We start from the raw sequence: 15,016 nt of genomic DNA, 5'->3' as shown, positions 1-15,016 counted from the left end.
GTCTCGACAGTCATAATGCTGCTGAGATTCTAGCGCACATCCAATGGAACTTTATTTCATTCGTGAAATATATTATTTGTCTCCATCTAGGTAATCGTTTACAATATAGAGAGGTCAGACTTCTGACGTTATCATCATTGCATTTATTTGAAGAGTAACTGTGCAGTATAAGGGTATTATAGAGAGTATAAAACTGATTACTATTTTAGGAGGAATGACTCATGAATGGAAATTCAGCATTTAAACGTATATTTGTAGTTGTTATGGATTCTGTTGGAATCGGCGAAGCACCTGATGCAGATTTATTCGGTGATAAAGGGGCGGATACACTTGGCCATATCGCAGAAAAAATGAATGGATTGAACATGCCGACTCTCGCAAAATTGGGTTTAGGCAATATACGTGAAATCAAAGGGATTGATAAAGCTCAACATCCTCTCGCATACTATACGAAAATGAAAGAGGCATCTACAGGAAAAGATACGATGACTGGACATTGGGAAATCATGGGGTTGAATATATCCACTCCATTCCGTGTATTTCCAGATGGTTTTCCGGAATTGTTAGTCAATGAACTCGAGGCGAAAATGGGACGGGGAATTATTGGGAACGTCCCGGCAAGCGGTACGGAAATCATTGAAAGACTGGGCGAGGAACATATGAAAACGGGTGCGTTGATCGTATATACATCAGCTGATTCAGTTTTACAGATTGCTGCACATGAAGATATCGTTCCGATAGACGAATTATACAGGATTTGTGAAATTGCACGTGAGGTGACAATGGCTGATGAGTTCAAGGTTGGGCGCGTGATTGCCAGACCTTTCACAGGTGAACCAGGCAGCTTCAAAAGAACCACTAACCGTCATGATTATGCATTGAAGCCTTTTAACCGGACAGTAATGGACGAATTGAAGGATTCTGGATATGATGTGCTCGCAATCGGGAAAATCTCGGATATCTTTGATGGGGAAGGCGTCACAGAATCATTAAGGACCGTATCCAATATGGATGGAATGGATAAATTAATCCAAACAATAGAACAGGACTTCAAAGGGCTAAGTTTCCTTAACCTGGTCGACTTCGATGCTTTATACGGTCACAGGCGCGATCCAGAGGGATACGGAAAGGCATTGGAAGAATTCGATGCTCGGATGCCGGAAGTCCTAGATAAACTGAAAGAGGATGATTTATTGATCATCACTGCCGACCATGGGAATGATCCGGTACATGAAGGAACCGATCACACACGTGAATATGTGCCATTATTAGTCTACTCCAAACGATTTACAGAAGGTGCCGAGCTCCCGGTAAGAGATACATTTGCTGATATCGGGGCGACGGTCGCTGCTAATTTTGATGTGAAAATGCCTGCCTTCGGGAAAAATATATTGGGCGATCTAAATAAAGGGGAGATTAAATAGATGTTTAATAAAATAGAGACAGCTGCGTCATTCATAAAAAATAAGATTGAAGGCTCCCCGGAGATAGGACTGATTCTTGGTTCTGGACTTGGAGTATTAGCAGATGAAATTGAAAATCCCATAACGATTCCTTACCACGAAATTCCGGAATTTCCGGTATCGACTGTTGAAGGACATGCTGGACAGCTTGTCATTGGTAATTTAAGTGGTAAAAAGGTAGTGGCCATGCAAGGGCGTTTCCACTTTTATGAAGGGTACTCCATGGAGAAAGTCACATTTCCAGTACGTGTAATGAAACTTCTTGGTGTTGAGCAGCTAATTGTAACGAATGCTGCCGGAAGCGTTAATGAAAGCTATGAACCAGGTGACTTGATGCTCATTACGGATCATATTAATTTAATGGGGGCAAACCCATTGATTGGTCCTAATGAGGAGCGTTTCGGCCCTAGATTCCCTGATATGTCAGAAGCTTATAATAAAGACCTTCGGACTCAAGCTAAACAAATTGCATCTTCACTAGGCCTGGATATTAAAGAAGGTGTCTATATCGGAAATACAGGGCCAACCTATGAGACACCGGCAGAAGTGAAAATGGCAAGGATCCTTGGCGGGGATGCAGTTGGGATGTCGACAGTTCCGGAAGTTATCGTAGCAAGGCATAGCGGTATGAAGGTGCTTGGAATATCATGCCTTACCAATATGGCTGCAGGCATTCTGGATCAGCCTTTGTCGCATGAAGAGGTAATTGAAACGACGGAAAAAGTGAAAAGCAGTTTTCTGGAATTTGTTAAGCAAATCGTTAAAGACATATAAAACGATCCAAAAAAATACAAGTACACCTGAGAGAAGCGGTGTCTTTAAAAAAGTGGGGATTCCAATATGAGAATGGTAGATTTAATTGAGAAAAAGCGTGATGGAAAGGCTCTTTCTACAGAAGAAATACAGTTCATTATCAAAGGGTTTACCGATGGATCGATTCCGGATTACCAAATGAGTGCCTGGTCAATGGCTGTTTATTTCAAAGGGATGAATGAGCAGGAACGTGCTGATTTAACCATGGCAATGGTCGAGTCGGGCGATCAAATTGATTTATCGATGATTGAAGGAATTAAGGTCGATAAACATTCAACAGGCGGTGTTGGTGACACCACAACACTAGTGCTTGGACCATTGGTTGCTGCTGTAGGTGTCCCAGTGGCAAAGATGTCAGGACGCGGGCTCGGCCATACAGGCGGTACGATCGATAAATTGGAGTCTGTAAAAGGTTTCCATGTCGAAATAGAAAATGACGAGTTCATTAGACTTGTCAATAAAAATAAAATAGCTGTCATTGGGCAAAGTGGTAACCTGACTCCAGCGGACAAAAAGTTATATGCATTGCGCGATGTTACGGCTACGGTTAATAGTATCGGTTTGATTGCCGGCTCGATCATGAGTAAGAAAATCGCTGCTGGTGCTGATGCGATTGTACTTGATGTTAAAACGGGAGCAGGCGCTTTCATGAAAACTCTCGAAGATTCCGAAGAGTTAGCGCATGCTATGGTAAGCATTGGGAACAATGTGGGGCGAAACACGATGGCTGTCATTTCCGATATGAGCCAACCTCTGGGTTACGCAATCGGAAATGCATTAGAAGTGAAGGAAGCCATCGATACGCTTAAAGGGGAAGGACCGGAAGATTTAACGGAACTTTCTTTAACACTGGGAAGCCACATGGTGTACCTTGCCAAAAAGGCAAGCTCGCTGGAAGAAGCAAGAACCTTGCTTGAAAATGCGATCAAAGATGGTTCTGCACTTAACTCATTCAAAGTCTTCCTAGAAGCGCAGGGAGGCGATGGTTCGGTTGTGGATCAGCCGGAAAAACTTCCGCAGGCTGCTCATGTTTTCGAGCTAGAAGCGAAAGAGGATGGATATGTATCGGAAATCATCGCTGATGAAGTAGGAACGGCAGCTATGCTTTTAGGCGCCGGGCGGGCGACAAAAGAGTCAGAGATTGATTTGGCAGTCGGGCTGGTACTCCGTAAAAAAATCGGGGAATCCGTGGCAAAAGGTGAATCCCTTGTGACGATTTACAGCAATTTTGAAGATGTTTCAAAGGTGAAAGAAAAATTGTATGAAAGCATTGCGATTTCAAAAGAGAAAGTGGAAAAACCTACTTTGATCTATAAAGAAATCATGGAATAACAAAAAAAAGGCCGCGGTTTTGAGCGGCCTTTTTACGTCTGTCCCATTGAATGTTTAAAAGAGGATGCCCATGCGCATCCTCTTTTATTTTTGTTAATATGTTACCCAATATCCATTATATGTTCAAAATTCATCTTTATTTGTATAAAAATGGGTTTGATGGAAAAAATAAATCATATAAAGATTGGAGGGTATGGAGATGAAGCGGATTCTTTCTCTATTTTTAACCGTATTAGTAGCAATGGGTTTTAGCATCCCGCATACAGAGGCAGCTGAAGAAAAGGGAGTTGACTTGGCGGCCAATGCTAAATCAGCCATTTTGATTGAACGGGATACAGGCAATATTCTGTATGATAAAAATGCAGATGCTCGTCTTTCACCGGCAAGCATGACGAAAATCATGACGATGCTGCTGATCATGGAAGCGATCGATAAAGGCGAACTCAGCATGAAGGAGAAAATCAGGACTAGTGAGTATGCAGCTTCGATGGGAGGTTCCCAGATCTTCCTCGAGCCAGGTGAAGAAATGACCACAGAACAAATGCTTAAGGGCATCTCGATTGGTTCGGCGAATGATGCATCGGTAGCGATGGCTGAACGTCTTGCTGGATCGGAAGAAGAGTTCGTTAGGAAAATGAACAAAAAGGCGAAAGACCTCGGGTTGAAAAATACGAAGTTCCAAAACGCAACAGGCCTTCCTGTTAAAGATCATTACAGTTCGGCCCATGATATGTCGATCATGGCGAAGGAATTATTGAAATACGATACGATAACAAGGTTCACGGGAACATATGAAGATTACCTCCGTGAAAATACCGAAAAGAAATTCTGGCTTGTCAATACGAACAGATTGGTGAAATTTTACCCTGGAGTGGATGGACTGAAGACAGGATTCACAAATGAAGCGAAGTATTGTCTGACAGCCACAGCAAAAAAGGGGAATATGCGTGTCATTGCCGTCGTTTTCGGGGCCGTTTCTCCAAAGGAACGAAACGCTCAGGTCACCAAGATGTTGGATTATGCATTTTCGCAATACATCACATATCCGATTTATAAACGCGGTGAGGTGTTAGGTGAAGCGAAGATAAGTAAAGGCAGCAAGAAATCCGTGATGGGAGTGACAAGTGAACCCATTTCAGTTTTGACAACCAAGAACGGGACGCCAAAGGACTTTACAAAAAAAATCACTCTTGATAAAAATTTGGATGCCCCCATTAAAAAAGGCGATCAAATTGGTACACTTGAATTGAAGAAAAACGGTAAGGTGTATGTCGAATCTCCAATAGTCGCGAAAGAAACTGTTGAAAATGCCAGCTGGTGGCAATTGTATAAACGGGCTTTCGGCATGTTTGCCCAAGCGAAATAGAATAAATTGTCGCAATGCCTGTTAATTGTACTAATTTAGGCGAATCTCCACTAGTTTTGCCACTAAGAAGGAATCTGCAGGTGAAAAAGAGAATTTGACTCTTTATAAGACAGTGAAGGAGGCTGTATATAATGAGTCTTACGATTAATATGGAGGCGAAAAATCGTGTATTGTGCATTCGTCTCAAAGGTGATTTAGATCATCATACAGCAGAAAAATTGAAAAACCAGGCAGAGGCAGCCATTCAAAAGCATAACATCAAGCATATTATCCTCAACATGGAAGAATTGCATTTTATGGACAGTTCAGGGCTTGGAGTTATTTTAGGACGCTATAAGCAGGTAAACAAAAAGCAAGGTGAAATGGTGGTTTGTGCAATTTCTCCAGCGGTAAAGCGGTTATTTGAGATGTCAGGGTTGTTTAAAATTGTTAAAATGGAACTATCCGAAAAAAACGCTTTGCAAAGACTGGGGGTTGCCTAAGATGAAAAATAAAATGGAAACGAAATTTTCTGCACTAAGCCAAAATGAATCTTTTGCAAGGGTAACTGTTGCGGCTTTCATTGCCCAATTGGACCCGACGATGGATGAATTGACTGAGATCAAGACTGTCGTGTCAGAAGCCGTTACGAATTCGATTATCCATGGGTATGAGAGCGACCCTGAAGGTTGGGTCTATATTTCAGTGGTCATCGAAGGTGATACTGTGGAATTGACCATCCGGGATGAAGGACTGGGCATTGAGGACGTCGAGGAGGCTAAACAGCCGTTATTTACGACTAAACCCGAACTTGAACGTTCCGGTATGGGATTCACCATCATGGAAAACTTCATGGATGAAATCCATATAATTTCCCATAAGGGCGAAGGCACGATCATTCGATTAAAAAAGCACTTAACTACAAGCAGAGCTTTGTGCAATTAAGGGAGACTTGCATATGGATGTGGAGGTTAAAAACCAGAAGAGCAAGAAAGGCCAGCCCCATTTAAAAGATGAGGAATTGCGGAATTTAATCCAACGCAGCCAGAGCGGTGACCAGGATGCAAGGAACCTGATTGTCAATAGCAATCTTAGGCTTGTATGGTCAGTCGTGCAAAGATTCCTCAATCGAGGTTACGAACCGGACGACCTTTATCAAATTGGCTGTATTGGTCTGTTGAAGTCCGTGGATAAATTTGACTTATCGTTTGAGGTGAAATTCTCAACTTATGCTGTGCCAATGATCATTGGTGAAATCCAACGTTTTATCCGTGATGATGGAACGGTTAAAGTAAGCCGGTCTTTAAAGGAAATGGCGAATAAAATTCGCAGGGCCAAAGAGGAACTTTCAAAGACGTATGGCCGTGTCCCGACTGTCAACGAATTAGCGGAACACCTTGAGCTATCGCCAGAAGAAATCATCATGGCCCAAGAAGCCAGCAGGAGCCCTTCATCCATCCATGAAACGGTTTACGAAAATGATGGAGATCCGATTACCCTTCTTGACCAGATTGCCGATCATAACGAGACATCTTGGTTTGATCAAATCGCTTTGAAAGAAGCGATACATGAATTGAATGAACGTGAAAGGCTGATTGTTTTCCTGAGGTATTATAAGGATCAGACGCAATCGGAAGTAGCGGCAAGGCTTGGTATTTCCCAAGTTCAAGTGTCAAGACTGGAAAAGAAAATTCTTCAGCAAATGAAAAACCACATGAATCAGTGATTCATGTGGTTTTTCATTTGGCTGGAGATAAATCTTTATTTTAGGAAAAAGTAAAAGTAATTCCCTCAGGATATCTTGGTGGGATGAAAATTTTTGAAAATATGAGTGGGGGTCAAATTTTTTAGTTGAATTTAAAATTAAAAACGAATAATATAGTAAAGGTCGCGTTTTTCATTCGTTTTTCATCTTGTTTTAAACGAAAAATCAATCAGGAAAAGCGTCGATGCAGTACAATTTTAGGACACCTTGTCTTTGCGTGCAAACGGTTGTCGGTGTTTCCTTTAGATCTGGAGGTCTAAAATATGTTTATGGAAAAGTTTTTTTCCCTGAAAGAAAATGGGACGGATGTCCGTACAGAAGTCATGGCGGGTGTTACGACATTTTTAACAATGGTTTATATCCTTATTGTGAATCCGGCATTATTGTCTTCTATCGGAATTCCATTTGAACAAGTTTTCATGGCAACGGTCATATCAGCGGTAATTGGGACCCTTATCATGGGGCTGGTAGCAAAATACCCGATTGCGATAGCACCAGGGATGGGTTTGAATGCTTATTTTGCCAGCGTTGTGGGGGCACAGGGCCTCTCATATCAGACTGTATTCGGTACGGTTTTCATTGCTGGTTTGCTATTTCTATTAATTAGCGTAACGAGCTTGCGTAAAATGATAATTGATGCGATTCCTAACTCATTAAAATATGGCATCACATCCGGAATCGGTTTATTCATTGCATTTATCGGATTGAAGAACGCTGGAATCGTGGTGTCTAATGAATCAACGATGGTGACGCTAGGCGATTTGCATCAGCCAGGAACCGTTTTAGCGTTAGCGGGCTTATTCATTACCTTGATTTTTATGGCCCGTAATATTAAAGGGGCAATTTTTATTGGTATGATTATCACGGCAGTCATTGGCTACTTTATCGGTTTGCTCAACTTTGATGGAGTCGTATCTGTACCTCCAACACCGGTATTTTTCGATATCGATATTGCCGGGGTCTTCACGCATTCTTTATATTCAATCGTTTTCGCCTTTTTACTTGTGACGATCTTTGATACGACAGGTACCTTGATTGGTGTCACGGAACAGGCAGGACTAACGAAGGATGGGAAAATCCCACGCGCCAAGAAAGCATTTTTAGGTGATGCGATAGCGACGATAGTCGGCTCGATGTTTGGAACAAGTCCCTCAACGGCTTACGTTGAATCGAGTACTGGAGTCGCCGCAGGCGGACGTACCGGGTTAACTGCTACTGTTGTGGCGATCCTGTTCGCTGCATCGATTTTCTTTTCTCCATTAATATCGGCCATTTCTTCAGTTCAAGCAATTACAGCCCCCGTTTTGATCATCGTAGGATGTTTCATGATGGAAGGCTTGGCTAAAGTCAATTGGAAAATTTTCGATGAAGCATTTCCGGCATTTGCGATCATTTTAACGATGCCGCTTACTTCAAGCATATCTACAGGGATTGCAATCGGGTTCATTACTTATCCCCTTATGAAGGTATTCAGTGGAAAAGGAAAATCGGTACATCCGCTCATTTATATTTTTGGATTGATATTTTTGATTCAGCTGATTTTCTTCCCCACTCATTAATTTATGAATGTAAATCAAAAAGACATGCTGTCATTGCAGCATGTCTTTTTTGTTTTCAATTAGTAATATTTGGACATGGTTCACTTCCTGCATTTTCAAACTGTTTCAAATCCATACTACTAGCATAAGGAAATAAAAGGTCGGGATGTGATGATAGTGGCAGTTGTATATATTAGGATGAGGAACCGTGTACAAGTAAAGGGAAATCAAACGGTGAGGATAAAAGACATTGCAAGGATAATCGGACCTGAAGAAGTGATTCGAAAAATTGAAGAAATCATATTATTAACGGTCAAGAAGGAAGATAGGAATATTATTGTCATTGATTTGGCTCAAGTTATCATGGCCATTCGTAAGGTGGATACGACCATTGAGGTGGAGACGTTCGGACCCTCCCAAACGATCATCGAAATCATCCTTTCGAAAAAGAAAATGTCAGTTTTGACTTTCGCCTTAGTCTGGTTCTTGTTGTTTGTCGGCGGTGGGATGACCATCATGAACTTCCATGTGGATGTCAGCATGGGGGAAGTGCATCAAAAAATCTTTACTTTAATAACGGGAAAAGTGGAAGAAAAGCCGTTATTGATCCAAATCCCATATAGCTTCGGACTTGGCATGGGCATGATTTTATTTTTTAATCACTTTTTTAAAAAACGCTTCAATGAGGAACCTAGTCCGCTCGAGGTTGAAATGTTCAACTATCAGCAGGATTTGGACCGTTATGTAATCATGAATGAAAATAAGGAGAACGTGCGCCATCTTGATGACAGGTAAAGTTATCTTCGGAATCTTTGTTGGTTTAGCCGGAGGTTTTGCGACAGGTGCCGGTTTTGTAGCGTTTTTAACTGTACTTGGGGTGATACCGAGGCTGACTCAGCTGACAAAAACAATGAAAATGATACATTACTACGAAGGAGCTATCATTGCCGGGGTTGTCGCAGGAACTTGGCTAGGGTTACAGGGTACGGAATTTTCCCTCCCACAATTTTTATTGATTCCGATCGGCCTGGCTGACGGGATCTTTAATGGGATGCTTGCTGCTGCCTTAACTGAAGTCCTGAATGTATTTCCGGTTCTGTCCAAGCGAATCGGCATTCAAGAGAAAATCATTTATCTGTTAATGGCACTCGTTTTGGGGAAAATAGCGGGATCATTATTCCAATGGATTTATTTTGTCGATTTATAAGTTTATGAGGTAACTATTCCTGATGATGAAAGGTAGGCCCAAGATGGTGACCAAACGAAAAGTGATATTGATTACGGATGGAGATGAGTATGCGAAACGGGCTGTCGAGCATGTAGCCAAGGAAATTGGGGGAAGATGTATCTCCATGTCCCAGGGTAATCCATCACGATATACGGGCTTGGAGTTAGTTGAATTAATAAAAAAGGCGAAGTATGATCCAGTATTGGTCATGTTTGATGATAGCGGTTTTATCGGTGAAGGATCCGGCGAACAGGCAATGAAGGTAGTTGCCGGTCACCCTGATATTAATGTCCTTGGAGTGATAGCGGTCGCTTCAAAGACTAGAAGGGAAGAATGGACCAAGGTGGATATCTGTATTGACCGTGATGGTAATTTGACACCGAACGGGGTTGATAAATACGGCGCTGAGGAATTCGAACTGGGTAAGATTACAGGAGACACGGTGTATTGCATCGATCAATTGCATGTTCCCATAGTAGTGGGGATAGGGGATATCGGAAAAATGTCCCATCAGGACGATTTTAAAAGAGGAGCACCGATAACGAAGCTAGCGGTGGAAATCATATTGGAAAGGAGTGGACATGATGACTTCAGAAAAACCTGAAAACATGAAACCGATTCCGGATAGGGTAGCGGAAGTTGACGCATACATGAAAGAGAAAGTAGGTCTGGGCGTCAGCTTCGACTTAGGGGTAAGAAGGATAAAGGTCCTTAGAAAAGATGTGCATCTTTACTATATAAACGGGCTGACGGATACAGAGTTCATCATGGAAATCCTCGAATCTCTTATTCATAACAAAAATGCTGAAATCTTGACTACTAAAGTTTTTGATGCAGTCAAAGGCTTGCTCGTACACCAATCCGTTGAGGAAATAAAGACGATGGATGAGCTTGTTGATCAGGTATTATCCGGTTTAATAGTCATTGTTGTTGATGGTAAACCAATAGGATTGGTTGTTGATGTCAGGAGTTATCCCGGGAGACAGCCAGTAGAACCCGATACGGAAAAAGTCGTCCGTGGATCAAGAGATGGTTTTGTCGAGAATATCATCGTTAACACTGCGATAACCAGACGGAGAATACGGGATGAAAGATTACGTTTCGAAATGTTGCATGTAGGGGAACGATCGAAAACGGATATTTCCATCGGCTACATTAAAGATATTGCCGATCCTGATTTAATAGAAATCGTTCGTAAGGAATTGAATAACATTGAGGTTGATGGCATAACGATGTCTGATAAGACGATCGAAGAGTTCATCGTCAAGCAAAGATATAACCCATATCCGCTTGTCAGGTACACGGAACGGGCTGATGTAGCGGCAACACATCTACTTGAGGGGCATGTCCTTATTTATGTGGATACTTCACCGAGCGTCATCATTACCCCGTCCACTCTTTTCCATCACATGCAACACGCTGAAGAGTATCGGCAGGCGCCTGCAGTTGGAACCTTGGTGCGCTGGGTACGTTTTTTCGGGATTTTCGTTTCATTATACTTGCTGCCTATTTGGTTATTGTTTGCTTTAGATCCTTCTCTTTTACCGGATAAGTTGGAATTTATCGGGCCGAATGAAAAAACGCATATACCCATTGTGGTCCAAATCTTCATTTCCGATATAGGAATAGAATTTTTAAGGATGGCAGCCGTACATACCCCGTCCCCGCTTTCTACGGCAATGGGCTTGGTTGCGGCAGTTTTGATTGGACAGATAGCGATAGATGTCGGACTATTTGTTCCTGAAGTGGTTCTCTACGCTTCCGTAGCGACAATCGGTACTTTTGTCACTCCAAGTTTAGAATTAGGGGTTGCGAATAAAATTTCCCGTTTAATACTGATAGTGTTGGTCGCTATCTTTAAAGTGCCGGGCTTGATCATAGGCATCACACTCTACATTATTATGCTTACTAATATAAAAACGTTAAATACACCTTATTTATGGCCGCTTATCCCATTTCAGCCGAAGGGTTTGTCACATATACTATTAAGAAGACCTTATCCAGGAACTGCTGAGCGTCCGAGTATTGTGCATCCCCAGGATAAATATAGGCAGCCGAGAAAATCTAAAGGTTGATGTTGTCGAAAAGTTATGGTAATTTAATTTTATTCGGATAAAGCGGTAAAGTTAAGGCTTCACAAAGAGATAGAGCGTTTATGCCTCTTTGAAGTTAAACCAATCTGTCTTTCCCTTCGAACTACTAAGCAGTCATAGAGAACAATATTAAATGGGATAATCGATACGGATGAGGCTTGTTCATATAGAGGACCCTACTCACTTACAGCAGGGTTTCTTTATTTGGGGCTGCCTCATTTCTTATTAATCTTTAGATCTAAGTCAGGAAGGTGAGGCTATCATGCATTTGTACGGAACCGGTGGTGTCAATGAACGTGGACATCTGGAGATCGGAGGAGTGGACACGATCGAACTGATCGAACAATTTGGTACACCATTATATGTTTATGATGTAGAGCTAATTCGTGAACGGGCAAGAGGGTTCAAGAAAACTTTTGAGGAATTGGGGATTTCTGCTCAAGTTGCTTACGCAAGTAAGGCCTTTTCTTCGATTGCCATGATCCAGTTGGCCGATCAAGAAGGACTTTCTCTCGATGTTGTCTCAGCGGGGGAATTGTATACGGCAATTAAGGCAAATTTCCCAACTGAACGGATTCACTTCCATGGAAACAACAAAAGTGAAGAAGAGCTACATATGGCTTTGGATTATGACATTGGCTGTATAGTAGTCGATAATTTTTCAGAGTTGACACTGTTGGAAGAAATTTGTACAAACCGTGAACAAAAAATGAAAATCCTTCTTCGTGTAACACCAGGTATCGAAGCCCATACGCATGATTACATCTTGACAGGGCAAGAAGATTCGAAATTTGGTTTTGATCTTATTAACGGGCAGGCGGAAGGCGCCCTTCGACAAGCACTGAAAAGTGAATTTCTGGAAGTTCTGGGATTGCACTGCCATATAGGTTCCCAGATCTTTCAAACGACCGGTTTCCTTCTTGCAGCCCAAAAAATTATCGGCAAGCTGAATGACTGGCATGGCTCGATAGGGTTTCAACCAAAGGTATTGAATCTCGGAGGGGGATTCGGAATTCGGTATACACAAGAGGACGACCCGCTACCGGCATCTCAATATGTAGAAGAAATCGTTACGGAAGTGCAGAACCTGATTGCCGATTCTGATTTAATGATGCCTGAAATCTGGATCGAACCTGGCCGTTCATTAGTCGGAGACGCCGGTGTGACCTTGTACAAGGTCGGTTCTGAAAAGGAAGTGCCTAATGTCCGTAAATATATTGCCGTTGATGGGGGCATGAGTGATAATATACGTCCTGCTCTTTATGAAGCGAAATATGATGCCATTCTTGCAAACCGGCCACTTGATCCTGTAGAAGAGACGGTGTCCATTGCTGGGAAATGCTGCGAAAGCGGTGATATGTTAATTTGGGACTTACCATTGCCAAAAGCCGGACGAGGTGATGTCTTGGCAGTCTTTTGTACAGGGGCATATGGATATTCCATGTCGAATAATTACAATCGGATTCCGAGACCGGCTGTCGTCTTTGCCGAAAATGGAGAAGCCCGATTGGTCATCAAACGCGAAACGTATGAAGATCTTATCCATTTGGATTTGGCCCTACATGAAGCAGCGGTCGTCAATAAAAAATGAAAAAAGGATGGCATTGGCCATCCTTTTTTCATTTGAATCAGCTGAAAAATGATTTGATTGCGTCTATTAAACTACTGAATACTTCTTTCAATTTATCCAAGAATGATTGACCCTCTTCGGACTCAAGAAAATTGGATAGCTTATCTTTAGCTGCAGTAAGCTGATCCCCGACAGCGTTCCAATCGATATTCAATTCTTTTAACTTATTGAATAAATCAATTAGACTTTGAACTTGATCATCATTTAAGGCGATTCCAAGTTCTTTTGCTGAAGACTCGACAACCTCGCGGACCTCTTCAGTATTGGCTGGTGGATTTTCAGCCATTTCCTCTTTTATTTTCGTTACTAGTGCAGAGGCTTCCTCTGTACCGATTTCGTCACCCAATTTAGCTGTTTTCACCATTTCTTCATTCGCTGCCTGTTTCACATCTTCCGGAATCTTCTTGTCGGAGGAGATCTCATAGGCTTTAATGACCCCTGTCAAAGCTGCTGTACCGGAAACGGGTATAGGTGCGGTGACATAAACGGTAGCATCTTTTACTCCAGCAGTTGCCAGTGCATTGATATACATTTCATCTGAGACCCAGTTAATGTTTTTCGATTCCAGTTTAAGTCCAGTACCTTTTTCCTCCAAAGTAATCGCAGAGGATGAAATCGCTTTAGTACCGATCAGCCGGCTAGCGATATAGTCTCCTAAGTATTCATGTTCCTCCGCATTTGTAACCGTCAGTACCTCAACATCATTAGGGGCTTTCATTTCTGACAAAATCATATTTTTTTGTTCATTTGTCAAATTTTCCCCAAGTGTGACGATCATTTCACCAACAGCTGCATCTGCAAAAGCTTTATATGGCAATAATAGACATAATAAAATGGTTACAATGACCCATTTATTCATTTTTTTCATGATAATCCTCCTTAACTTTTCCTGCTGAATTAGAATCTTTCAATAAAAGGGCGGCGCTTTAAATAAAGATTCATAGTATTTGACGAAACAAAGGATAAAAAAGATACATATTTTCCGGAAAATATTTGTATAGCCAAAGATAGCTAAGGTTCTTTCAACGGAGAAAAAGTGATTGCATCCTTGTATTTTATACCTAAGACCACTCTATGAACCTAAGATCACTTTACCAATGTAGTAAAATCGAAGCAAGATTGCAAGGATATTTGTCAGAGTGTGTTAAGTTATAGTAAAATGAATTCGTTATTTAAATATTTGGACCATTCATAAAGGGAGTATGGGATGAGGAAAAGTAATAAAACTCTTTTACTTATGATGCTTATTATCGCTTTGATGTGGGGAATCGTATATTGGCTGTTTATCGCTTAGCACATAGTACATCGATAAATCAAGTGCTGAAAGTGATGTTGAAACGAACGAAGTTTTTATGTATGATGGAAATGTTATATGTGAGGATTATTATTCAAAGCGAATTATTTGAAACAGGTAGATAATAAAAACGTTATTTAGTAACGAGGGATATTATGTTGATTAAGTATAAGAAAAGTTATGAGAAGTTTGCCATGGGATTATTATCTTTCATGCCAAATGAAAAAGAAATAAAAACGCTTCGGAATACGATGAAGAATTATGAAACGGATGAAAATCTACAGCTGTTCTTATGGAAAGATGAAGAGATTACGGGCTTGATCGGAATAGAAGTCTCTCCAAACCACATTGAGATACAACATATATCTGTAAATCCATCCTTTCGGAAACAAGGTATCGGTAAAACGATGGTCAGGGCCATCAAGGAGCAATATCCTGACAAAGAATTAAAAGCAAATGAGTTTACGGAAAGCTTTCTTGACAGGTGTGAAGAAGTCTGAATATGAAAGTTGAAT

Annotated in this window: 15 protein-coding genes; 14 read left to right on the top strand and 1 reads right to left on the bottom strand. The window is 41.5% G+C overall.

The window, feature by feature from the left end; genetic code table 11:
• Positions 1-221: 221 nt before the first annotated feature.
• The 13 genes from deoB (at position 222) to lysA (ending at position 13,168) form a co-directional block, all read left to right on the top strand.
• Positions 222-1,424 carry a phosphopentomutase gene (gene deoB, locus ABIE66_RS17605; RefSeq protein WP_289325654.1) on the top strand — a complete coding sequence of 401 codons (1,203 nt, stop codon included), beginning with the start codon at positions 222-224 and terminating at the stop codon, positions 1,422-1,424.
• On the top strand, positions 1,425-2,237 hold the full coding sequence (locus tag ABIE66_RS17600) for a purine-nucleoside phosphorylase (RefSeq protein ID WP_370015728.1): 813 nt from the start codon (positions 1,425-1,427) through the stop codon (positions 2,235-2,237).
• Positions 2,238-2,303: 66 nt separating this feature from the next.
• Complete coding sequence (locus ABIE66_RS17595; RefSeq protein WP_289315770.1) at positions 2,304-3,608, top strand: pyrimidine-nucleoside phosphorylase; 1,305 nt, start codon at positions 2,304-2,306, stop codon at positions 3,606-3,608.
• A 199-nt stretch (positions 3,609-3,807) separates the two neighbouring features.
• A complete protein-coding gene (locus ABIE66_RS17590) occupies positions 3,808-4,974 on the top strand; it encodes a D-alanyl-D-alanine carboxypeptidase family protein (RefSeq protein WP_289325653.1) in 1,167 nt (388 codons plus the stop codon).
• Positions 4,975-5,105: 131 nt separating this feature from the next.
• A complete protein-coding gene (gene spoIIAA / locus ABIE66_RS17585; RefSeq protein WP_061463936.1) occupies positions 5,106-5,456 on the top strand; it encodes an anti-sigma F factor antagonist in 351 nt (116 codons plus the stop codon).
• Between the two features lies 1 nt (position 5,457).
• Positions 5,458-5,898, top strand: coding sequence for an anti-sigma F factor (gene spoIIAB, locus ABIE66_RS17580; RefSeq protein ID WP_289315772.1), 441 nt, complete (start codon positions 5,458-5,460; stop codon positions 5,896-5,898).
• Positions 5,899-5,911: 13 nt separating this feature from the next.
• Positions 5,912-6,679, top strand: coding sequence for an RNA polymerase sporulation sigma factor SigF (gene sigF / locus ABIE66_RS17575; protein WP_061463935.1), 768 nt, complete (start codon positions 5,912-5,914; stop codon positions 6,677-6,679).
• Between the two features lie 308 nt (positions 6,680-6,987).
• On the top strand, positions 6,988-8,277 hold the full coding sequence (locus ABIE66_RS17570) for an NCS2 family permease (RefSeq protein WP_370017075.1): 1,290 nt from the start codon (positions 6,988-6,990) through the stop codon (positions 8,275-8,277).
• Between the two features lie 150 nt (positions 8,278-8,427).
• A complete protein-coding gene (locus ABIE66_RS17565) occupies positions 8,428-9,051 on the top strand; it encodes a stage V sporulation protein AA (RefSeq protein ID WP_353957662.1) in 624 nt (207 codons plus the stop codon).
• Complete coding sequence (locus tag ABIE66_RS17560; protein WP_289318341.1) at positions 9,041-9,463, top strand: stage V sporulation protein AB; 423 nt, start codon at positions 9,041-9,043, stop codon at positions 9,461-9,463. Before ABIE66_RS17565 ends, ABIE66_RS17560 begins: the two co-directional genes overlap by 11 nt.
• 43 nt (positions 9,464-9,506) lie before the next feature.
• On the top strand, positions 9,507-10,088 hold the full coding sequence (gene spoVAEA, locus ABIE66_RS17555) for a stage V sporulation protein SpoVABEA (RefSeq protein WP_098370826.1): 582 nt from the start codon (positions 9,507-9,509) through the stop codon (positions 10,086-10,088).
• Complete coding sequence (locus tag ABIE66_RS17550) at positions 10,066-11,559, top strand: spore germination protein (RefSeq protein WP_370015726.1); 1,494 nt, start codon at positions 10,066-10,068, stop codon at positions 11,557-11,559. The genes spoVAEA and ABIE66_RS17550 overlap by 23 nt, the downstream gene beginning before the upstream one ends.
• Before the next feature lie 280 nt (positions 11,560-11,839).
• Positions 11,840-13,168, top strand: coding sequence for a diaminopimelate decarboxylase (gene lysA / locus ABIE66_RS17545; RefSeq protein ID WP_370015725.1), 1,329 nt, complete (start codon positions 11,840-11,842; stop codon positions 13,166-13,168).
• A gap of 37 nt (positions 13,169-13,205) precedes the next feature.
• Here the strand turns inward: lysA and ABIE66_RS17540 are convergent, their stop codons facing one another.
• The gene (locus ABIE66_RS17540; protein WP_370017074.1) at positions 13,206-14,066 is read right to left on the bottom strand and encodes a DUF1002 domain-containing protein; all 861 of its coding nucleotides are present in this window, start codon (positions 14,064-14,066) and stop codon (positions 13,206-13,208) included.
• Between the two features lie 590 nt (positions 14,067-14,656).
• Here ABIE66_RS17540 and ABIE66_RS17535 point away from each other — a divergent pair.
• Positions 14,657-15,001, top strand: coding sequence for a GNAT family N-acetyltransferase (locus ABIE66_RS17535; protein ID WP_289315778.1), 345 nt, complete (start codon positions 14,657-14,659; stop codon positions 14,999-15,001).
• Positions 15,002-15,016: the final 15 nt, after the last annotated feature.

It is taken from the genome of Peribacillus sp. B2I2 (assembly GCF_041261685.1).
In the GTDB taxonomy this organism is placed as follows: domain Bacteria; phylum Bacillota; class Bacilli; order Bacillales; family DSM-1321; genus Peribacillus.
The sequence above is the reverse complement of the archived record's forward strand: the minus strand, read 5'-3'. Positions and strand labels throughout refer to the sequence as shown.

Excerpts from the sequence above, each read along its gene's own strand:
- deoB (WP_289325654.1), top strand. The coding sequence starts at position 222 with ATGAATGGAAATTCAGCATTTAAACGTATATTTGTAGTTGTTATGGAT.
- ABIE66_RS17600 (WP_370015728.1), top strand. The coding sequence starts at position 1,425 with ATGTTTAATAAAATAGAGACAGCTGCGTCATTCATAAAAAATAAGATT.
- ABIE66_RS17595 (WP_289315770.1), top strand. The coding sequence starts at position 2,304 with ATGAGAATGGTAGATTTAATTGAGAAAAAGCGTGATGGAAAGGCTCTT.
- ABIE66_RS17590 (WP_289325653.1), top strand. The coding sequence starts at position 3,808 with ATGAAGCGGATTCTTTCTCTATTTTTAACCGTATTAGTAGCAATGGGT.
- spoIIAA (WP_061463936.1), top strand. The coding sequence starts at position 5,106 with ATGAGTCTTACGATTAATATGGAGGCGAAAAATCGTGTATTGTGCATT.
- spoIIAB (WP_289315772.1), top strand. The coding sequence starts at position 5,458 with ATGAAAAATAAAATGGAAACGAAATTTTCTGCACTAAGCCAAAATGAA.
- sigF (WP_061463935.1), top strand. The coding sequence starts at position 5,912 with ATGGATGTGGAGGTTAAAAACCAGAAGAGCAAGAAAGGCCAGCCCCAT.
- ABIE66_RS17570 (WP_370017075.1), top strand. The coding sequence starts at position 6,988 with ATGGAAAAGTTTTTTTCCCTGAAAGAAAATGGGACGGATGTCCGTACA.
- ABIE66_RS17565 (WP_353957662.1), top strand. The coding sequence starts at position 8,428 with ATGATAGTGGCAGTTGTATATATTAGGATGAGGAACCGTGTACAAGTA.
- ABIE66_RS17560 (WP_289318341.1), top strand. The coding sequence starts at position 9,041 with ATGACAGGTAAAGTTATCTTCGGAATCTTTGTTGGTTTAGCCGGAGGT.
- spoVAEA (WP_098370826.1), top strand. The coding sequence starts at position 9,507 with ATGGTGACCAAACGAAAAGTGATATTGATTACGGATGGAGATGAGTAT.
- ABIE66_RS17550 (WP_370015726.1), top strand. The coding sequence starts at position 10,066 with ATGATGACTTCAGAAAAACCTGAAAACATGAAACCGATTCCGGATAGG.
- lysA (WP_370015725.1), top strand. The coding sequence starts at position 11,840 with ATGCATTTGTACGGAACCGGTGGTGTCAATGAACGTGGACATCTGGAG.
- ABIE66_RS17540 (WP_370017074.1), bottom strand. The coding sequence starts at position 14,066 with ATGAATAAATGGGTCATTGTAACCATTTTATTATGTCTATTATTGCCA.
- ABIE66_RS17535 (WP_289315778.1), top strand. The coding sequence starts at position 14,657 with ATGTTGATTAAGTATAAGAAAAGTTATGAGAAGTTTGCCATGGGATTA.